Source organism: Xanthomonas sp. WHRI 8393 (assembly GCF_040203315.1).
Lineage (GTDB): Bacteria > Pseudomonadota > Gammaproteobacteria > Xanthomonadales > Xanthomonadaceae > Xanthomonas > Xanthomonas arboricola.
Genome location: NZ_JBEGGL010000004.1, coordinates 235133 through 255904 on the forward strand (window position 1 = coordinate 235133; position 20772 = coordinate 255904).

Below are 20772 nucleotides of genomic sequence, written 5' to 3' on the forward strand. Positions count from 1 at the left end.
ACACGACGCACTGCCGGGACAGCGACTAGAATTTGGCTCTCCCATGTTCTGGAACGCTTCGATGACTCTGCCCCTGCACGTCGTGATCCTGGCCGCGGGCGAGGGCAAGCGCATGCGCTCGTCCCTGCCCAAGGTGCTGCAGCCGCTGGCGGGCCAGCCGATGCTGGCACATGTGATCGCCACGGCGCGGCAGCTGCAGCCGGCAGCGATCCATGTGGTGCACGGGCACGGCGGCGAGCAGGTGCAGGCGGCGTTTGCCGCGCAGGGCGATCTGCACTGGGCCGAGCAACGTCAGCAACTGGGCACCGGGCATGCAGTGCAGCAGGCGATGGATGCGATTCCGGATGCGGCCACGGTGCTGGTGCTGTACGGCGATGTGCCGCTGATCCAGTCCCAGGACCTGCTGCAGCTGCTGCACGCACCCGGGCGCATGGCGGTGCTGGTGGCCGATGTGCCCAATCCCACCGGCTACGGCCGCATCCTGCGCGATGCCGAGGGCAAGGTCGCCGCGATCGTCGAGCAGAAGGATGCCAACGACGAGCAGCGCCGCATCCGCACCATCAACACCGGCATCCTCACTGCCGAGTCCACGGCGCTGCGCCGCTGGCTGGCCGGCCTGTCCAACGAGAATGCGCAGGGCGAGTTCTATCTCACCGACGTGTTTGCCAGCGCCGCAGCCGATTTCACCCCGGCCGACATGGTGCATGTGGCCGACGTGCAGGATGTGGAAGGCGCCAACGACCCCTGGCAACTGGCGCAGCTGGAACGCGCCTGGCAGCTGCGTGCCGCCCGTGCGCTCTGCCTGCAGGGCGTGCGCATGGCCGACCCGGCGCGCGTGGAGCAGCGCGGCACGGTGAGCGTGGGCAGTGACGTGCAGCTGGATATCGATGTGATCCTGGAAGGCAATGTGACGCTGGGCGATGGCGTGGTGATCGGTCCGTTCGTGCGCCTGCGCGATGTGACGCTCGGCGCCGGTACGCAGGTACGCGCACATTGCGATCTGGAAGGCGTGGTGACGGAAGGGGCGGTGCAGATCGGTCCGTTCGCGCGGCTGCGTCCTGGCACCGTGCTGGCCGATGGCGTGCATATCGGCAACTTTGTCGAGACCAAGAAGGTCACGATGGGCATGGGCAGCAAAGCCAACCATCTGACCTACCTGGGCGATGCGGTGATCGGCAGCAAGGTCAACATCGGTGCCGGCACCATCACCTGCAACTACGATGGAGTGAACAAGTCGCAGACCAGCATCGGCGATGGCGCCTTTGTCGGTTCCAACAGCGCACTGGTGGCACCGATCGAGATCGGCGCCATGGCCACCATTGGCGCAGGCTCGGTGATCACCCGCGATGCGCCTGCCGGGCAGCTCAGCGTCACGCGTGCGCGTCAGACCGTGGTCGAAGGCTGGCAACGCCCGACCAAGAAGTAGCCTGCCTGCATGTCGCTGCAGCGCGCACAGCTGCTGTAAAGCGATGCCATGCATAGGCTATGCCCGTCACGATGGCTCAGGAGGTGCACGATGCGAACGCCGCGTTGCGTGTTGCTGGTGGCATGGCTGCTGCTATTGGCGGCAGTGTTGCCAGCTGCGGCCCATGCGCAGACCTACCGGCTGTATCTGGCGCCGGACGGCAACGATGCGGCGGCAGGCACCAGCGCAACGACCGCGTTGCGGAGTCTGGCGGCCGCCCAGCAGCGGTTATTGGAGCAGCGGCCCAGCGGTGCGGTGGACGTGGTGATCGCTGCAGGCACGTATCTGCGGCAGTCGGTGCAATGGACGTTCACCAACGGGGCGCCCATTCGCTTCATCGCCGCGCCCGACGCTGCCACGCCACCGTGGTTCGACGGGCGCGGTGGCGCGACCTGGTTCACGCTGAAGGGCGGCGGCGATGTAGCCACCCGGCTGACCTTCACCGGGTTGAAGGTCAGCAATTACTGGATGGCGATGGACCTGGGCAGCAGCAAGCGCAGCGCGGACGGCAACAGCGGCAACATCATCCGCAACATGACCTTCGAGCGGATCGGCGGGGTCCACGGCAGCAGCAGTGAGGCCGCCTATTCGTTCGCGGCGATCCGCCTGCAAAACTCGCGCGACAACCGCATCGAACGCAATCGCTTCGCGTCGATCGAAAACGACACCCGGACCTCGGGTTTCGTGCACGCGGTCTACCTGGCGCGCCACTCCTCCGGCAACCGCATCGAAGGCAATACCTTCACCGACGTCAACGGTGATGCCGTGCGTACCCGCGATGCCTCCGACAACACCTACGTGGCGTCCAACCGTTTCGTCCGGGCCGGCAAGTACGCGGCGTTTTCGGACTGGATCAAGCCCGATGGCGAATGTCCGTCGCAAGGCGGGCAGTTCGTCGACAACACCGTGGGAGCCGGCTATTACGGCGCCATCGCCGCCACCCGCACCAGCGGTGCCGACGATGCCTGCGGTGCGTTGAAACAACCGCGGATCCAAGAGCGCGGGACGGTGCGCGGCAACTAGCCGGCCACCGCCGCCGGCAGCAGCAAGGTGACGCACAACCCGCCGTGTTCGCGGTTATGCAGGGAGATGCGCCCGCCGTGTGCTTCGGCGATCTCGCGGGTGAGCGCAAGCCCGAGCCCGGTGCCATTGCGCTTGGTCGAGTAGAACGGCATCAGTGCGTTATGCAGCACGGCCTCGTTCATGCCGTTGCCGCGGTCCAGCACTTCGATCCGCAGCCATTGCGGCACACGCGTGACGCGCACGGCGACATCGCTGTTGGGCGGCTGTGCTTCGCTGCAGGCTTCGTGCGCGTTCTTGAGCAGGTTGAGCAGCGCCTGCTCGATCTGCGCGGCATCGATGCGGCTGGAGACATCGTTCAGTGCGCCCTGCAGCTGAAACGGAATCTGCTGCCGCAAACGCTCCAGGAACGGTGCCCATTCGATGGTCTGCAACTGTGGCTGCGGCAACTTGGCAAAGCGGGCGTAGCCGCGGATGAAGCCTTCCAGATGACGTGCGCGTTCTTCGATGGTCTCGAACACCGTGCCGAGCCGGTCGGTGCGTTCGCGGCGCAGCAACTCGGCACCGGAATGCGCCAGCGAGGCGATCGGCGCGAGCGAGTTGTTCAATTCATGGCTGATCACCCGGATGACCTTCTTCCAGGTCTGCACTTCCTGGCGCCGCAGTTCGGTGGTGAGGGTGCGGATCAGCAGCAGCTCGTGACCGCGTCCGTTGAGATGGAAACTGCGGCGTGACAGGTGATAGATCTGCTCGTCGTCTTCGTCATCGCCGTCCTCGCGGACCGCAAACAGGCAATCGCCGCCGCGGGCCAGCGCATCGCGCAGTTCGCCGGGCATGCGCGCCAGTACGTCGTCCAGGTGCTGGCCTTCGAGCTTGCGGCCATCGTGCAGCAGCTTGCGTGCGGCGTTGTTGGAAAAGCCGATGCGGCGCACGCCATCGCCACCGGCCACCACCAGCAGCATCGCCACCGGTGTGTTCTGCAGCATGGTGTCGAGCATCAACTCGCGTTGCACCAGGTCGCGTCGCTGCGCGCGCAGCACATCGCCAAGTTCCGAATGCGCCTGCACCAGTTGCGCCAGTTCGTCGGTGCCGCGCCAGTACACGCCGAAGTTGTACTCGCCATCGCGGTAGCTGCTGGTGGTGCCGGCCAGCGCACGGAACAGCGAGCGCATCGGTGCGGTGGCGCGGTTGAGGCTGAACCACATCGCGGCCAGCACAACGACGACCGACATTGCAGCGACCTGCCAGCCGTGGTCTAGCCAGTACGCCATGAACCACGGCAGGGCGGCGGCCAGTGCAAGTACCGGCAACAGCCTGAGAAACAGGGTGAACGTGAAGGAGCGATGCCACATGCGCGGAGTCATTCCGATCTGATGCCGTAACGGTCCATACGCCGGTAGAGCGCCTGTCGGCTCATTCCCAGTTCGGCGGCGGCCTGTGCGATCACGCCTTGCGCGCGCGCCAAGGCCTGTTCGATGCGTGCGCGATCCGGCTCGCCGGCAACAGCCGCCGCCGGCCGTGGCGCGGCGGCGCGCGGAAGGTTCAGATCGCTGGCTTCGATACGCGCGCCTTGTGCGAGCAGCGCCGCACGCTGCAGCACGTTGCGCAGCTCGCGCACATTGCCCGGCCAGGCGTGTCGCTGCAGCGCATCGCGCGCCTGTGCAGACAGGGGCTTGCCGCCCGCCAGGAAGTGATCGGCCAATGGCGCGATATCGCCCGGACGCTCGGCCAGGGCAGGCAGCGCGATTTCCACCGTGTTGAGACGGTAGTACAGGTCCTCGCGGAAGCTGCCGTCGCGGATCATCGATGGCAGGTCGGCATTGGTGGCGCTGATCACGCGCACCTTGGCGTGGCGTTCGCGGTTGGAGCCCAGCCGCTCGTAGCGACCGGTTTCCAGCACGCGCAGCAGTTTCATCTGGCCCGCCAGCGGCAGGTTGCCGACCTCGTCCAGGAACAGGGTGCCGCCATCGGCCGCTTCGAACTTGCCTTCGCGCGCCTTGTTGGCACCGGTGTAGGCGCCGGCTTCGGCACCGAACAATTCCGCCTCGATCAATTCACCCGGCAGGGCGCCGCAGTTGAGCGCGATGAAGGGGCCACGCTTGTTGGCCGAATTGGCCTGGATGATCTCGGCGATCTTCTCCTTGCCGCTGCCGTTGGGGCCGGTGATCAGGACCGGCAACTCCGAGCGTGCGACCTGGCAGGCGAGCGCGATGGCGCGTTCGCTGGCGGGGTCGGCGAACACCGCGCCGCGCAGATCGTAGCGCTGTGTCAGTTGCTCGCGACCACGGTGCTCGCGTTCGCGGCGGCGCGCGAGCTCGCGCCGCGCTTCGGACAGCTCCAGCAGGTTGTTGACCGTGGTGAGCAGCTTGGTGTCGTCCCATGGTTTGGCGATGTAATCGGCGGCGCCGGCCTTGACCAGACCCACCGCGCTACCAAGGTGGGTCCAGGCAGTGAGCAGGATCACCGGCAGGTCGGGGTGGCGCTGGCGGATCTGGGTAAACAGCGCCTCGCCTTCTTCGCCGGAGGTGGTGTCGGCGGTGAAGTTCATGTCCTGGATCACCAGGTCGAACACCTGTTCGTCCAGCAGCGCCAATCCGGCCTGCGGCGATGACGCATGCCGCGCTTCGATGTCGTGCAGGGAAAACAGCACCTCCAGCGCGGTGGCCACAGCGTTGTTGTCGTCGATGATCAGGATTTGCGGCATCGCGGTGCTCGGAAGGCGAAAGGTGTCGGGGGAGAAAGCGCTCGCCACAGCATACGGCGCAAGCCGGTGTCGATGGCAACGGACGTTGCAGCTGCGCAGTGCCCCGGCGTAGTGGTTGCTCGTGCGACAGGCCAGCATGTACTCCGGTCGCAAGCGAGGGCTACCGCACCTGTTGTGGCGAGGCGGGTGGCGCAGGCGCCAGCGGCGGAAGCAGCGGCGCATACGTCGCTGCGGTCCAGGTCAGGCCCATCCGTGCCTGCCCGCGTGCCACCTGGACCTGCACTGGTCGGCCGGCCGCAGCGCGCAGGACGTGCAGCAGATCTTCCACGGTTGCGATGCTACGGCCATCGGCTGCGCGCAGCTGGTCGCCTTTGCGCAGCTGCAGTGCCGGTATGTCGCTGGCCTGCGTGACCAGCAGGCCGGCGGCTGTGGCGGTCAGCACCAGCGTCTGTGCGTTGTGGCGCCAGCGCAGTTGATGATCGTCGATGCGCAGCACGGTGCGCTCGGTCACCTCGCTAGTGGTCTGCGTGGCAGCACGCGCGCAGGCGCTACTGCCGGCATGCAGCGTACCGATCATCGCAGCGATGGCGAATACACCGGCGACGCTGCGGGGATGGACGATCGAATGCATAGGGAGAAGGTCCTTGGTAGGGAAGCATCGCGGTTTGTCGGCATGCGCAGCGGACCAGTGCCCGGCAGCGCCGGGCCCAAGGGTGTGGTGGGCTTGAGGCAGCGTCCCATGGCCAGCTCAGGCGCTGCGCGTGGCGACTGCCGGCGGTACCAGCGCCGCGCGACGTGCGGGCCAGAACACCGCGATCTGGCCCAGTACCCACAGCGTGAGCGCGCCGATCGGCAGGTAGATCACCGGCAGGCGCGGCAATTCGTAGCGGGCCATCAGCCAGATATTGATCGAGTAAGCCAGCAGCATGCCCAGCACGATACCGACCGAGGCGAGCAGAAAGTTCTCGATCTGGAAATAGCGCAGGATCTGGCCGCGTGTGGCGCCCAGTGCGCGGCGAATGCCGATCTGCTTGGTACGCTGCTGCACCCAGAAGCTGGCCAGGCCCACGATGCCCAGCGCGGTGACGATCAGTAGCGCGATGCACACTGCGCCAAGTAGCCAGATCATTGCGCGATCGTTCTGGAAATACTCGTCGCGAATATCCTCGTAGGTCTGCTGCTTCAGCACCAACCGGCTGTTGTCCAGCTTCATCAAGGCTGCCACCGCCGCCTGCAGTATTTCCTGCCGCCGCAACGGATCGGTCACGCGCAGGATGTACTGTCCCTCGTTATAAGGAGGACGGATCGGCAGCATCATCGAATAATCCTTTTGATCCAGCCCATTGACGTTGTTCGGGCGCGCCAGCGTATGCACGATCCCAACGACCCGTAACGGGACGTCACCGGAGTAGATGGTCTTGCCGAGCGCACTGTGGTCCGGGAACATCTTGTCTGCAGCAGCTTGCGTCAAAATGATAGCGGCGCCTTTCTTGCGGACGTTGTCGTCGTTGTCCGCCTTTTGCTGGCTGATGTATTCCTCTGGTGTGAAGTCGCGCCCGGCGGTCAGTTGAAGGCCCAGCGTTTTGAGGCTGCCTTCGCTGACCAGATACTGCGCGGCGTTGAGCGTCGGGCGCTCCTGTTCTGCGGTCAAGGTCAGTCCGGTGTTGGACGAGTAGCTGACGAACGGAACCTGGTTGGTGATGGCCGCGCTGCGCACACCGGGAACAGCGCGCAATGCCGCAAGGTCCTCCTGGGTACGGACGTCTGCATTTGTCTGCGTCCCGATGCCATCCAGCCTGATGCTGAGCAATTCCTCTTCTGCGATGCCGCTGGCGCGATGGAGGGTTTCCACACGGTTGCCGATCAGGAACAGCGAATTGCAGATGATGGCGCAGGCCAGGGCGATCTCCAGCACGATCAGTGCGGCTGCGGTCTTGTGGCGGCGGAGGGTGGAAACGATAGGGCGGATGTCCATGGGGCTGACCTTCGATGGATGGGCGTGGCGCTCCGCATTGCGGAGGGCAAAAGGATCAGGAGGATTTGAGCTGCAACGCGGGGGCGACCTGGATGGCGCGCCACGACGGCAATATGCCGGCGATCAGGCTCGCGGCGAGCGCGATCGCGAACGTCAGCAGCAACATGCTGATGTCCAGGTGCGCCAGTGCCGCATAGTCCACCGGCTGCTGGCGTACGGCCCACAACCCCAGCCACGCCAAAGCCAGTCCGCAGATGCCGCCGACCAGGCCGATGGTTCCCGCCTCCACCAGGCATTGCGCAAAGATCGCGCCTCGCGATGCTCCGAGTGCACGGCGCACTCCGATCTCTCCGCTGCGGCGCAGGAACTTCGCCAACAGCAGCCCCACGGTGTTGAGCAGACACACCAGCAGAAAGCCCATCGCCAGCCAAAGCTGCAGGCGGACATCGCTGGGAACGACCTTGTTGTGATCCAGCCATTCCATCACATTGCGCAGGCGCACATTGTTCGGCCGCGTGAAACGTCCGGAGGCGCGTTGCTGATCGGAGTAGTTCTCCAGGTAGGCCTTGTAGTCGCTTGCCTGCTTGGCGTTCTCAAGTTCCACCCAGTACTGCACCCAGCTGCAGGGCGCATTGAGTGCGGTGGAATCACCACCCTCGACCTTGCCGTAGCAGTTGGTTCCGCCGGCATGGGTCATCTTCAAGTCCATCGCAACGCTGAAGGGCACGTAGAGTTGTTCGTTGGAACCATAGGTGTCGGTGATGTCGTAAAAACGTGGATTGAGCTTCCATGCATCCAAGACGCCGACGATCCGGAAGGTGTTCTTGTCGATGCGCAGGTCGCGCCCGACGCTATTACCTCCGTCAAACAGCTTGTCGTTCAGCGACCTGCTGATTACCACAACGCGTTCATGTCGCTCGTCGCTGGCACTTGACCAGCCCTGGCCGTAAAGAAACGGTGTGTCGAACATTGGGAAAAAATCTGCTGAAGTGAAACGTGATTCCAGCTTGAACGGGCTCAGCCCACTTCGCTGTGGTTCGATCGCCACGTTCCCGCCTGTCATCATTGCCTGGCGCACGGCGCGCTTTTCGCGCAGCAGTGTTTCAGCGTCGAAGCGGGTGGACTGATAGTCGGGATCTTCTCCCGGTTGATAGCCGGACTTCGGTTGCGCATCGACTTGTACATAGAACAACCGGTCGCTCTTCTGCGGAATCGGATCGCCCGACAGCACATAGAACACCGTCAATGTGGTCATGCTGGCGCCGATGCCGAGCGCGATGGCCAGCACCATCAGCGCGGTGAGCACCTTGTTGCGGCGGAAGCTGCGTAAGGCAAGATTGAAGTAGTAGCCGAACATGGATGTGCCTCTTACTCGGCCAGGGTGGCGGCGCTGTCGCGCGCGCGCATCAGGGTGGGGTTGCGTTCCAGGTCGGTGGCCTGGCCGTCGACGATATGCACGTTGCGCTGCGCGCGTGCGGCCAGTTCCGGGTCGTGGGTGACCATGACGATGGTGGTGCCCTGGCTGTTGATCTCTTCCAGCAGTTCCATCACCCCGCGTGCCATCTGCGAGTCCAGGTTGCCGGTGGGTTCGTCGGCCAGCAACAGGCGCGGGCTGCCGGCCAGCGCACGCGCGATGGCGGCACGCTGCTGCTGGCCACCGGACAGCTCGGTGGGGTAGTGCTTCAAGCGCGAGCCCAGGCCGACCTTGGTCAAGGCTTCTTCGATGCGCTGCTTGCGCTCGGCCGCGGCCATGCCGCGATAGCGCAGCGGCACATCGACGTTGTCGAACAGGTTGAGATCGGGAATCAGATTGAAGCCCTGGAAGATGAAACCGATCTTGCGGTTGCGCAAGCGCGAACGCGCGTCGTCGGACAGGTGGCTGACGTCTTCGCCGTCGAGCAGGTACTGCCCGCTGGTGAAGGTCTCCAGCAGCCCGGCCAGGTTGAGGAAGGTGGTCTTGCCCGAGCCGGAGGGGCCGGTGACCGCAACGAATTCTCCTTCGCGCACATGCAGGTCCAGCGAGCGCAGCGCGTGCGTTTCCACCTGTTCGGTGCGGAAGACCTTGGAGACCGATTGCATCTTGAGCATTGCCGATTCCTTTACGAAGAAGGTGTGTGCGAAAGAGATTGAGAGTGGCTGACAAACCGTGGCGAGCAGCCTGACGGCTGCGCAGCAGGTGCTGGCCGCCTTTAGTGAACGGTGACGCGCGGTGCATCCCCGAAGTTGTCTGCACCGGAGACCACCACGCGGTCGCCGACCTGCAGCCCGGACAGCACCTGCACCTCGCCCAGGCTGCTGACACCCATGCGCACCGGACGGCGCACCGCGGTGTTGCCATCCATCACATAGGCGTAGCTGCCGCCGGATTGTTCGACGAACGGGCCGCGCTCGACCTTGAGCACGTTGCGGCGCGTGTCCATCACCACGCGTGCGCTCATGCGCTGGCTCTGGCGCAGGCCCGGCGGCTGCTTGTCGGAAAAGCGGATGCGCGCGGTGACTTCGCCATTGACCACTTCCGGCGACACCGCCGAGATCGCGCCCGGGAACGGTTCGCCGCTGCCGCTGGTGAGCTGCGCCGGCATGCCGATCGCCAGATCGCGCGCAAAACTTTCCGGCACCTTGATCTCCACTTCGAACTTGGACAGGTCCACCACACCCAGGATCGGCGCGTTCGCCGCGACCTGGGTGTGCTGCACCGCCTGCACCTGGCCGACCTGGCCATCGAACGGCGACAGCAGCGTGAGCGCATCGACCTGGCGCTGCACCTCGGCCACCACCGCGCGCTGGCGGTCGGCGAGCAGGCGCTTGTTGCGCGAATCCAGGTCCGCGCCCTGGCTCTTCAGCGACGCATCCCGCTGGGCGTGCTGCAGGTCGATGTCGGTCTTCTTCAAGGTGTCCTGCGCCTTGGCCAGCTCCACCTGCGGCACCGCGCCGCCATCGTAGCCGCGCTGGTAGCGCTCCAGGTCGCGCGCGGCGGCCTGCTTGTCGATCTTGGCCTGGTCAGTGAGCTTGCTGGCCGTGGCGCGAGCCAGGGTGGCATCCAGGGCGGCGCGGCTGGACTCGGCTTCCAGCCCTGCCAGGGTGGCCTGCTCCTGCGCCAGCTTGCTGCGCAGCTCCGGGCTGTCGATGCGGGCCAGCTCCTGGCCCTGCTTGACCACGTCGCCGGCCACCACGCTCAGCGTCACCGTGCCGGCCGAGATGGCGTACAGCACGGGGCTGTTGGCGGCGATGACGCGCCCGTCGGCGGCGATGTCGCGCACCAGGTCGCCCTGGCTGACCGTGGCGATCCGCACCCGGCTGGCATCGAACGAGCGGCTGCCGGCGCTCCACGCGGTGACTGCCCAGCCGATGCCGGCCAATACCGCGACCACCGCGATGCCGGGCCATAGCCAGCGGCGCCAGGGCGCGCTCTGGGCGGGTGTACGGAGAACCTGGTCCTGGGCGGAGGTATCGCGAATCATGGTCGGCTGGCTCGGTGGCGTCACTGCGATAAAGCAGGACGTGTGCCAACCTACAAGTCATTGAATGTATTCGATTTTAGATGTTTTCGGCCGGTGTCCGCAGTGTCCGCGGACACCGGTGCGGACACGCTGTCCGGGCATGGTCATGCAGCGGACAAGAGCGGACACGCTAAAATGCCCGGCTTCGTCCTCAAGGGTTGTCCTATGTGCGGCATTGTCGGAGCGATCGCCGGGCGCGATGTGGTCCCGGTCCTGATCGAAGGACTCAAGCGCCTTGAGTACCGCGGCTACGATTCCTCCGGCATCGCCGTGCTCGATGGCGCGCAGGTACGCCGCGTGCGCCGCACCGGGCGCGTGGCGGAGATGGCGCAGGCGGCGCAGGCCGAGCAGTTCGGCGCGACGCTGGGCATCGGCCACACCCGCTGGGCCACCCATGGCGGCGTCACCGAGGCCAATGCGCACCCGCACATCAGTGACGGCGTGGCACTGGTGCACAACGGCATCATCGAAAACCACGAACAGCAGCGTGAGAAGCTGCGCGCGCTGGGCTACACCTTCGAGTCGCAGACCGATACCGAAGTGATCGCGCACCTGATCCATCACCATCTGGGCAGCGCAGGCGACCTGTTGACCGCGCTGCAGCGCACCGTCAAGGAGCTCACCGGTGCCTACGCGCTGGCGGTGATGAGCCAGGCCGAACCGGAGCGCTTCGTCTGCGCGCGCATGGGCTGCCCGCTGCTGATCGGCGTGGGCGAGGGCGAGAACTTCGTCGCCTCCGATGTCTCGGCCATCGTGCAGGCCACCCGCCAGGTGATCTTCCTGGAAGAGGGCGACACCGCCGACCTGCGCCGCGATGGCGTGCGCATCTTCGATGGCAACGACGCGCCGGTCGAGCGCCCGCTGCACCTGTCGGATGTGTCGCTGGCATCGCTGGAACTGGGCCCGTTCCGCCATTTCATGCAGAAGGAAATCCACGAGCAGCCGCGTGCGCTGGCCGACACCATCGAGGCGGCGATCGATGCCAAGGGCTTCCCCGCGTCATTGTTCGGGCCCAATGCCGAAGCGGTGTTGCGCGACATCGAAGGCGTGCAGATCCTGGCCTGCGGCACCAGCTACTACGCCGGCATGACCGCGCGCTACTGGATCGAAGCCATCGCCGGGCTGCCATGCAGCGTGGAGATCGCCAGCGAATACCGCTACCGCGCCGCCTATGCCAATCCCAGGCACCTGATCGTCACCATCTCCCAGTCCGGCGAAACGCTGGACACGATGGAGGCGCTGAAATACGCCAAATCGCTGGGGCACCTGCACACCTTGTCGATCTGCAACGTGCCCGAAAGCGCGATTCCGCGCGCCAGCGAGCTGGTCTGCTACACGCGTGCCGGCGCCGAGATCGGCGTGGCCTCGACCAAGGCGTTCACCACCCAGCTGGCGGTGTTGTTCCAGCTGACCATGGTGCTGGGCAAGTTGCAGGAGCGCATCAGCGAGGCCGAGGAAGCGGAGTATCTGGAGCAGCTGCGCTTCCTGCCGGGCAGCGTGCAGCACGCGCTGAATCTGGAGCCGCAGATCATGGCCTGGGCCGAGCGTTTTTCGGCCAAGGAAAACGCATTGTTTCTCGGCCGCGGCCTGCATTACCCGATCGCGCTGGAAGGCGCGCTCAAGCTCAAGGAAATCTCCTATATCCACGCCGAGGCGTATCCGGCCGGCGAGTTGAAGCACGGCCCGCTGGCCCTGGTGGACGCGGCGATGCCGGTGGTGGTGATCGCGCCGAACGATCGCCTGCTGGAAAAGGTCAAATCCAACATGCAGGAAGTGCGCGCCCGTGGCGGCGAGCTGTTCGTGTTCGCCGATCAGGACAGCCACTTCAGCGAGTCCGAAGGCGTGCACGTGATCCGCACCCCGCGCCACGCCGGCGTGCTGTCGCCGGTGATCCACACCATCCCGGTGCAGTTGCTGGCCTACCACACCGCACTGGCGCGCGGCACCGATGTGGACAAGCCGCGTAACCTGGCCAAATCGGTGACGGTGGAGTAGCGCGGCCGATCGAGGGGGCTGCGCTCGCCGCGATCAGCGTCGCCGCCGCCGGGTGCGGCATCTCCCTGCATGCGCTGTGGCTCGGTGCGCATGCCCAACGACTGCCCGCCCTGTTTCTTTGTCGCGATTGCCTGCAGCCTGCGGACATCGGTGGCGTTGCTGGGGCCCGCGTCGGTATCGCCCAGTGGCCGCGTGGAGGCGTGTTTCGCAACGCGCCCGGGTCGCTGCCGGTGCCGCAGCAACCCCAGCTTGGCAGACTGCCGCTCCGGCTGCCAACGTGATGGCCCAGGTTATGCATACGCTTCCTGCGAGGGTCCCATCACGCAGGAGGACGTATGCACGAGTCTTTCAAACAGGGCGCACCGGCGGAATTGTGGCAGGCGTTGGTACGTGAGGCGGGGCAGCGGATTGCACAGCCGCTGGACGAATCGCGCGAGCACTATCTGGTTTTCGTGTTGCTGCGCCTGCAGCGCGATGCGCAGCTGTTTTCGCGCACGCAGGCCCTGGCCTGGTTGCACGCGCACGAACAGACCGGCAGTCTGCGGGCCGATGCATTGCGCGACATCGGTGATCAATGCCTGCTGATTGCAGGCCTGTTTCCCGGGATTGCGCAGCACCGGCGGCTCAGCGTCGACTACTTCATCGCGTTGGGCCGCGGCGCGTATTTCGAAGTGGCCGACAGCGTTACAGCGATGCGGGTCTGTTCGCGCAGTTGGCCGCCACCTATCGCGAGTTGGTCCGCACGCTTGCGGCGCTGCGCCCGCCGCGCGAGTGGCAGCGCAGTCACGGCGGGCTGCTGCATGCGTAGATAAGCGTCACTTCCGGGGCCGTCCCTACAGCTGTGGGGACCGCCCCGACTGCCAATTGCGCATGATGCGCTCACACTAAGTTCGCAACTGAGCGTTCTAGCCGACTGCGGACCGTTGTCTGATGGACCAAAGCACTGTGCCGTTGATCGCTGTCCGCGCGATCTGACAGTGTCATGTCGCATTGCGTGGGGGACACGCAATGCGACGCTCTCCAGGGGAAGGAATCCATGAAAGCATTAATTGCAGTGGCGATCTCGGCGCTGAGCGGCGCCGCAATGGCCAGCGATGTTCCGCCCGGTTATGCGGGCGTGGGCGGCATGACCTTGCAGGACATCGACCCGGCCATCTATGCCTATCACTACGACCACGGCTTCGTTGGCGAAGACGCGATGGGGTGGGATCCGGCGCTGCAGTTCGCCTGGTCGCGCATCGCTGCGGCCAAGGTCTGCGGCCAGCAGCCTGTCGGGCAGGACGCCATCGTTGCCAGGCTGGTTGCGCAGTACGGCCAGGATGCGGCCGTGCATCAAGTCAACGGCATCGCATTTCATGAAGTGCAGATGCGTGCCTCCAGCGCGTTCTGTACCGCCACCCGTGGTGCCGAGGCGGTGGCAGTGGTGCGCGCATTTGCCAACGGCGATTTTTCGACGGCAACGACCTATGCCGCGGCTGCAGTTGCCGGCACGCTGTCGGTCGCCGAGAAAGAGCAACAGCCCTCCGCACAGACGCAGGGCGATGCCGACGCAGCCATTGCACCATCGGCGGATTGGGCGTTGCAGCTGCCGTTGCATGCCAGCATGCGCGTGGGGTCTAACGGCCTGCCCAACGGCGACGAAATGTTGCGCGTGGTGCGGCGCGGGCACACCGGGGCAGTGGTGGGCCTGCAGATCGCCACCAGCCTGTTCACACGCGGCGTCGCAGTGTCGGCCTTCGGCAAGGGGCAGCTGAAAGGCGAAAGGATGGAGGGCGTGGGCAATCCCGGCTATCAACTGCAGCGCGATGCGGTCAATGCGCGCCTGAAGAGCTACTTCACCGGACATCCGGCAGCACTGCCGGCAGAACCGTTCCCGCTGCAGGTCCTGATGTCCGACTGGCTGCTCGTCTACCAGAGCCTGGCCGATACCAAGTCGCCCTACGAGTTGCGCTACGCGGTGACGATCGGCGGTGAACGCTCCGGACTGTTGAAGCGCAAGGCGAGTCCGGTCAATCTGGACTGCGCGCCCACACCGCGCACCGCATCGCTCGAGGAGTGGGAGGCAAACGACTACGCGCTGGTCAAGCAGGCCGCACAGGCCTACAGCGAGGAATGCGCCACAAAATTTGCCGAGCAGTTACCGCAGTGGTTCCCGGATAGAGAGGCAGTTGCCACCTCCAACTGAGGTAACGCGTGATGCCGCAGGATGGCGCCTGCATCTGGGAAGAGCTACCAGAACTACTGCGCCGCCGTCAGGCGGGCGCGGCCGGTGCTCGGAATCGGCATGTGCCACTCGTACGTTCCGGTTCTGAGCGCGCCGTCCGCACCCACCTGATGACCACGCGCTAGGTTGCGTTAGTCGCTGGAAGTGCGCTGCGCGCATCCAACCGGGTGGGCGTTCTCTGCCGACATGCCCTGCTCGAAAGCGAAATACCGACAGTGCATGTGCTTGAAACAAGAATGCCCGGGAGCCCGGGCATTTTGTTGTGCGTTACGCCAGCGGCGTATTGGAAATGATCTCCACCCAGTAGCCGTCCGGGTCCTTGATGAAGGCCAGGTGCTTCATGCGGCCGTCTTCCAGGCGTTTCTGGTACGGCACGTTGAGGCTGTCGAAACGTGCGCAGGCGGCGTGGATGTCGGGCACCGAGATGCAGATGTGGCCGAAGCCGCGCGGGTCGCTGTTGCCGTCGTGGTAGACCGGGCCGTCTTGGGTTTCGGTGCCGTGGTTGTGGGTGAGTTCGAGCACGCCTGGGATGCCGGCCATCCACAGCCGGCGCGCGGCATCGTCGTCGGGGATCGCGGTGCCGTCGGGCAGCAGGGCCAGGAAGTACAGGCTGAACTGCGCATCCGGAAAATCACGTGCGTCCAGCAAGCGGAAGCCCAGCACGCGCGTGTAGAAATCCAGCGAACGCTGCGCATCCTTGACGCGCAGCATGGTGTGGTTGAACACGAAACCGGCAGTGTCGGCAGGTGCGGCGCTGGCGCCGGGGACGTGTTGCAGGTCGGTCAAAGGCATTGCGGTCTCCTCGATGGAATGCGGGGGCAGGTCATGCTGCACTGGAGGTGGATGTTAGCGGGGCAATGGTTGTCGGTATGTCTGCACCGTGCGCGTCGGTGGTCTGGCGTCGCTCTGTGGTCGATCGTGCGACAGCGCGACCTGCCTTGTTCAAGGTCGTGGCATGGGCCTGCATCCGAGTCCGAACGGTCAGGCCCATGCGCACAGCGGTTGTCTCAGAACCAGATGCGCAGGCCGGCAACAAACCGGCTGTCGCGTGCAGGCTCATCGTCGATCGCGGCGCGGCGGGCGGTGTCGCCGAAACTGCGGCTGTGCACCCAGCCGATGTAGGGGGCGAAGCGGCGGGTGATTTCGTAGCGCAGCCGCAGGCCCACCTCGACCTGCTCCAGCCCGCTGCCGACGCCGCGCCGGTCATCGTCGGTGAGGGCGATATCGGCTTCCACGCGCGGCTGCAGGATCAGCCGATTGGTGAGCAGCACCTCGTATTCGCCCTCCAGTCGCAGCGCGGCACGGCTGCCGCTGCCGATATAGAGCGTGGCTTCGGTCTCGAACTTGTAGGGCGCCAGGCCCTGCACGCCGAAGGCGGCCCAACTGCGCTGCTCACCCGCTCCGATGTCCTGACGTGCGCCGACCAGCAGGTCCCACCACGGCGAGATGGCGTGGCCATAGAACGCCTCCACCGATGCGGCCTGCGTGCGCCCGTCCTGCCGCTCGCCTTCGCTGCGCAACCAGAGCCGGTCGATATCGCCGCCGATCCAGGCGCGCGCTTCCCAGTCCTGGCCACTGCCGCGCGTGGTGTCGAAGGCTTCCAGTCGATCGAGCAACACGTAGTGATTGATGCCTGGCGCGTGCATCGCATGGTGCTGCAAGGGGGCGAATGCCGCCGCGATCTCCTCGGCAGTGGGCTCGGGGATCGGCGTACGTGGCAGTGCGCCGGTGCCGGGCGATGCCGGGGTTTGCGTCACCGCTTCGGCATGCGGCGCGTGCTCCATGTCGGAGTGATCCATCGCCCCGTGCTGTTGCCCGTGCTGCATCGACGCATGATCCATCGATGCATGATCCATTGCATCGTGGTCGCTGTCTGCCTGTGATTGCCGGGTGTGGTCCAGTTGTGGATTTGCAGAGGTCTGGTGTGCGGCGTGCTGGACATCGGCGTGCTGCATGCCTGCGTGGTGCATCGATGTCGGCGCTGCCGAAACGTCGGCCTGTACCGGGCGTTGCGCAGGCGTGCTGTCAGCAGCGTTTGCCGATGCAGTGCTGGAGTGCTGCGCGTGCTGCATCTGCGCATGCTCCATCTGCATCGCCTCTGCGCTCTGCTGCGCGGATGGCGGCGATGCCTCCGTTGCGATGGATGTCTGCGGCTGGGCCGCCGTTGCCTGGTCGGCTATCTGCATTGCATGTGCGCCGTCGGCATGCGCGGATGACTCCATCGCCGCATGCTGATGCTCCTGTGCAGTGGCCGATGCGCTCAACAACAGCGCGAGCAGCGCCATGTATTGCATCCGTAGCGTACTCATGCCTCCACCCGCACTTCGCGCATCATGCCCGCTTCCATGTGGTACAGCAGATGGCAGTGGTAGGCCCAGCGACCCAGCGCATCGGCGCGGACGCGATAGCTGCGGCGTGTGCCGGGCGGCATGTCGATGGTGTGCTTGCGCACCTGGAAATTGCCATCGGCGTCTTCCAGATCGCTCCACATGCCGTGCAGATGGATGGGGTGCTGCATCATGGTGTCGTTGACCAGCACGATGCGCAGCCGCTCGCCGTACTGCAGCCGCAAGGGCTCTGCCGAGGCGAAGGCGATGCCGTCGAACGACCAGGCGAATTTTTCCATATGCCCGGTCAGATGCAGTTCGATCTCGCGCCCGGGCTCGCGTCCATCCGGATCCTCGAACAGGCTGTGCAGGTCGGCGTAGCGCAGCACCCGGCGGCCGTTGTCGCGCAGGCCAACCCCGGGATCGTCCAGGCGCGGTGAAGTGGCATTGCTGCGCATGTCGATCAGCGGGTTGCCGTCTTCGCTGGCAGGGTGGTGCGGTGTCTTGCGCTGCGCATCGCCGCTTGCATGCCCGTGCATCTGTGCGGCTGGCATCGGCATTGCCATCGCGTGCGCCGCATGCGGGTCACTGTGCGGCGTGTCGGCGCCGTGCATGGCGTGACCTGCATGCGCCATGCCATCGCCGTGCCCCATGTCCTGCATGGTGAGGATCGCGCGTGGGTCCAGCGCGGGAATCGGTGCCTGCAGTCCCTGCCGCACCGCCAGCGTGCCGCAGGCGAATCCGGTGCGGCCCATGTCCTGCGCGAACAAGGTAAACGCGTCCTGGCCGATGGGCTCGACAAGCACGTCGAAGGTCTCGGCCGCCGCAATGCGCAGCTCGTCCACGCTGACCGGATGCACGTGCTGGCCGTCGGCGGCCACCACGGTCATGCGCAGGCCGGGGATGCGGATGTCGAAGTAGGTCATCGACGAGCCGTTGATGAAACGCAGCAGTACCTTCTCGCCAGGCTTGAACAGGCCGGTCCAGTTGCCGGCCGGGGCGACGCCGTTGAGCAGGTAGGTGTAGGTGTTGGCGTTGACGTCGGACAGGTCGGTCGGGGTCATGCGCATGCGCCCCCACATGCCGCGGTCGGCCAGCGTTGCGCGCAGGCCGTCGTCGCGCGCATCGCGCAGGAAATCGCCCACCGTGCGCTGCGCGTAATTGTCGTGGCTGGGCATCTGCTTGAGCCGCCGGAACAGCGCGGCCGGGTCCAGGTCGGTCCAGTCCGAGAGCAGCACCACATGCTCGCGATCGTGCCGATACGGCGGCGGTGTCAGCGGGTCGATGACGATCGCGCCGTACAGGCCGGCCTGTTCCTGAAACATCGAATGGCTGTGATACCAGTAGGTGCCGGACTGGCGCAGCGCGAAGCGGTAGTGGTACTCCTGGCCCGGCGCGATGCCGTCGAAACTCATCCCCGGCACGCCGTCCATGTTGGCCGGCAGCAACAGGCCGTGCCAGTGCACCGAGGTGGGTTGGTCGGCCAGCGCGTTGCGCACGCGCACGCTGACCGTGTCGCCTTCGCGCCAGCGCAGCGTGGGGGCCGGCAGGCTCTGGTTGACGGTGATGGCGGGGCGGCGGCGCCCGGTGAGGTTGACCGGCATGCGGCCGATCTGCAGCGTCTGGCTGCTGCCGCGCAGGACCGGCGTGCTCACCGGGTTGGACGCACGCGCATCGCTGCGCCACAGGCCGGTGGTGGCGGCGACACCGCCCAGGGCCATGCCCTGAACGAAGCGGCGTCGGCTCAGGCCGCCGTTGGAGGGTGGATCGAAACAATTGGGATCGAAAGACATGACATCTCCGCTGCGGCCCACCGATGAAGGCGGACGCATCGCATCGCTTAGAAACCCCGCGCAGCAAGCGCGCGGACCCGATGACGGCCAAGGCCGTCAGCGCTCAGGCGATGGGAGGTCGAACGGGTTGCTCGGGCACCGGGCTGCCGCGCCCTTCGGCCAGGGTGGCAGGCAGGGTGGCGCGGCCAGGCAGGCCGGCGGGCACCGCAGGCAGGGTCAGCAAGGCGAGGCTGCAGTGCTGCAGGCAGTCGCAGCTGCCCAGCTTGCAGCAGTCGGCCGCGTGCGCGTGCCGGGTTTTATCGGGGGGATGCGCCGCATCCGGCGGCGGCATGTCGGCATGGCACGGCATCGCGGCCGGCATCGACGCGTGCGCCATCGACGCGGTCGCAACCGCCCCGGCCGACGCCATCCCCGGCAGCGCCATGCCCACCGACGCCCACGCGCCGGTGGCCGTATTGGCAACCAGGCACAGGCACAGCAGCAGGCGGAGCAGGCAACGCAGCACGGGCAGTCAGGGCGGGCAGTCGGGTGCGACGAGCATAGCACCGGCTCCCAGCTGTCCGCCCGATGACCCGCCTGCCGTGGCCGCGCGCCCGGCAGCGGTAGAATTGACGCTTCCTTCGCCGCACAGTCCTGCCATGTCGCAGCGCCAGTGGGTGGCCGCCGCCATCCAGAAGATCGAGGCCGATTTCAACCGTTCGGCCGACACCCATCTGATTCCGATGGACCTGCCGGGTTTTCCGGGCATCGACCTGTATTTCAAGGACGAGTCCAGCCACCCGACCGGCAGCCTCAAGCACCGGCTGGCGCGCTCGCTGTTCCTGTACGCGCTGACCAACGGCTGGCTGCGGGCCGGGCGGCCGGTGATCGAGGCCTCCAGTGGCTCGACCGCCATCTCCGAGGCCTACTTCGCGCGGCTGCTGGGGGTGCCCTTCATCGCGGTGATGCCGGCCTCGACCTCGCCGGAAAAGATCGCCGCGATTCAATTCCAGGGCGGCCGCTGCCATCTGGTCGAGCGTGCCTGCGATCTGGACAGCGCCTCGCACCAGCTCGCGCGCGAGACCGGCGGTCATTTCATGGACCAGTTCACCTACGCCGAGCGCGCCACCGACTGGCGCGCCAACAACAACATCGCCGAATCGATCTTCAAGCAGCTGGCCGAGGAGCCGCATCCGATTCCCGACTGGATTGTCTGCAGCCCCGGCACCGGCGGCACCAGCGCCACGCTCGGCCGCTATGTGCGCTACCGGCGCCACGCCACCCGCATCCTCTGCGCCGACCCGGAAGTGTCGGTGTTCTTCGACGGCTATTGCCGCGCGGTGGACGGGCAGTGCCCCAAGGAGCTGGCCATCACCGGCGGCTCGCGCATCGAAGGCATCGGCCGCCCGCGGGTGGAGTCCAGCTTCATCGCCAGCTGCGTGGACGTGATGATCAAGGTGCCCGACGCCCTGAGCCTGGCCGCCATGCGCCATGTCAGCGCCACGCTCGGCCGCCGCGTCGGTGGCTCCACCGGCACCAACTTCGTCGGCGTGCTGCAGGCCGCCCAGCGCATGCGCCAGGCCGGCCGCAGCGGCTCCATCGTCACCATCCTGTGCGATGCCGGCGAGCGCTATGCGCACAGCTATTACGACCCGGCCTGGTACGTGGCGCGCGACATCGACGTCACCGACAGCGATGCGGCCATTGCCATCGCCGTCAACGGCGGCGACTTGCCTGCGCTGCCTTGTGCGGCGCTGGAATGACCGCCATATCCGATCAGCTGCTGGCAA

Annotated in this window: 16 protein-coding genes, 1 other RNA gene and 1 pseudogene; 7 read left to right on the plus strand and 11 right to left on the minus strand. The window is 66.1% G+C overall.

All coding sequences use genetic code 11. The features are described from left to right. Window positions 1-61 precede the first annotated feature (61 nt). Both glmU and ABQ137_RS15410 read left to right on the plus strand, forming a co-directional pair. Window positions 62-1426, plus strand: a complete 1365-nt coding sequence (gene glmU, locus ABQ137_RS15405) for a bifunctional UDP-N-acetylglucosamine diphosphorylase/glucosamine-1-phosphate N-acetyltransferase GlmU (protein WP_126966610.1) — start codon at window positions 62-64, stop codon at window positions 1424-1426. Between the two features lie 90 nt (window positions 1427-1516). Then, entirely contained in the window at window positions 1517-2488 is a 972-nt protein-coding gene (locus ABQ137_RS15410) for a right-handed parallel beta-helix repeat-containing protein (protein WP_126966611.1), read from the plus strand. Here ABQ137_RS15410 and ABQ137_RS15415 read toward each other — a convergent pair. From ABQ137_RS15415 to ABQ137_RS15445, 7 genes are all read right to left on the minus strand, one after another. After that, complete coding sequence (locus ABQ137_RS15415; protein ID WP_126966612.1) at window positions 2485-3837, minus strand: sensor histidine kinase; 1353 nt, start codon at window positions 3835-3837, stop codon at window positions 2485-2487. The genes ABQ137_RS15410 and ABQ137_RS15415 overlap by 4 nt on opposite strands. An 8-nt stretch (window positions 3838-3845) precedes the next feature. Continuing rightward, on the minus strand, window positions 3846-5189 hold the full coding sequence (locus ABQ137_RS15420) for a sigma-54-dependent transcriptional regulator (protein WP_126966613.1): 1344 nt from the start codon (window positions 5187-5189) through the stop codon (window positions 3846-3848). 160 nt (window positions 5190-5349) lie between these two features. Beyond that, window positions 5350-5820, minus strand: coding sequence for a PDZ domain-containing protein (locus ABQ137_RS15425; protein ID WP_237474933.1), 471 nt, complete (start codon window positions 5818-5820; stop codon window positions 5350-5352). A 117-nt stretch (window positions 5821-5937) separates the two neighbouring features. Then, window positions 5938-7164: an ABC transporter permease gene (locus ABQ137_RS15430; RefSeq protein ID WP_349783119.1), complete on the minus strand. Its 1227-nt coding sequence runs from the start codon at window positions 7162-7164 to the stop codon at window positions 5938-5940. 55 nt (window positions 7165-7219) lie between these two features. Next, a complete protein-coding gene (locus tag ABQ137_RS15435) occupies window positions 7220-8521 on the minus strand; it encodes an ABC transporter permease (RefSeq protein ID WP_126966615.1) in 1302 nt (433 codons plus the stop codon). A gap of 11 nt (window positions 8522-8532) precedes the next feature. Then, window positions 8533-9252: an ABC transporter ATP-binding protein gene (locus ABQ137_RS15440; RefSeq protein WP_065032892.1), complete on the minus strand. Its 720-nt coding sequence runs from the start codon at window positions 9250-9252 to the stop codon at window positions 8533-8535. 101 nt (window positions 9253-9353) lie between these two features. Further along, complete coding sequence (locus tag ABQ137_RS15445) at window positions 9354-10625, minus strand: efflux RND transporter periplasmic adaptor subunit (RefSeq protein WP_349783122.1); 1272 nt, start codon at window positions 10623-10625, stop codon at window positions 9354-9356. 204 nt (window positions 10626-10829) lie between these two features. Here ABQ137_RS15445 and glmS point away from each other — a divergent pair, with 204 nt between their 5' ends. From glmS to ABQ137_RS15465, 4 genes and pseudogenes are all read left to right on the plus strand, one after another. Then, a complete protein-coding gene (gene glmS / locus ABQ137_RS15450) occupies window positions 10830-12659 on the plus strand; it encodes a glutamine--fructose-6-phosphate transaminase (isomerizing) (protein WP_349783174.1) in 1830 nt (609 codons plus the stop codon). A gap of 335 nt (window positions 12660-12994) precedes the next feature. Continuing rightward, window positions 12995-13467 (plus strand): annotated as a pseudogene (locus ABQ137_RS15455) (hypothetical protein). 228 nt (window positions 13468-13695) lie between these two features. Further along, the gene (locus ABQ137_RS15460) at window positions 13696-14844 is read left to right on the plus strand and encodes a hypothetical protein (protein ID WP_349783124.1); all 1149 of its coding nucleotides are present in this window, start codon (window positions 13696-13698) and stop codon (window positions 14842-14844) included. A 99-nt stretch (window positions 14845-14943) separates the two neighbouring features. Next, window positions 14944-15020: non-coding RNA, sX9 sRNA (locus ABQ137_RS15465), on the plus strand. 130 nt (window positions 15021-15150) lie between these two features. Here ABQ137_RS15465 and gloA read toward each other — a convergent pair. The 4 genes from gloA to ABQ137_RS15485 form a co-directional block, all read right to left on the minus strand. After that, window positions 15151-15675, minus strand: a complete 525-nt coding sequence (gloA, locus tag ABQ137_RS15470) for a lactoylglutathione lyase (RefSeq protein WP_104595032.1) — start codon at window positions 15673-15675, stop codon at window positions 15151-15153. Window positions 15676-15890: 215 nt separating this feature from the next. Further along, window positions 15891-16955, minus strand: a complete 1065-nt coding sequence (locus tag ABQ137_RS15475; RefSeq protein ID WP_425519475.1) for a copper resistance protein B — start codon at window positions 16953-16955, stop codon at window positions 15891-15893. Between the two features lie 233 nt (window positions 16956-17188). After that, entirely contained in the window at window positions 17189-19024 is a 1836-nt protein-coding gene (locus ABQ137_RS15480) for a copper resistance system multicopper oxidase (protein ID WP_184519707.1), read from the minus strand. Between the two features lie 82 nt (window positions 19025-19106). After that, window positions 19107-19508 (minus strand): CopL family metal-binding regulatory protein, encoded by a 402-nt coding sequence (locus ABQ137_RS15485; RefSeq protein ID WP_184519437.1) that lies wholly within the window; start codon window positions 19506-19508, stop codon window positions 19107-19109. Between the two features lie 133 nt (window positions 19509-19641). On the opposite strand from ABQ137_RS15485, the gene ABQ137_RS15490 reads away from it, so the two are divergent. Next, complete coding sequence (locus ABQ137_RS15490; RefSeq protein WP_024938387.1) at window positions 19642-20745, plus strand: PLP-dependent cysteine synthase family protein; 1104 nt, start codon at window positions 19642-19644, stop codon at window positions 20743-20745. Window positions 20746-20772 lie beyond the last annotated feature (27 nt).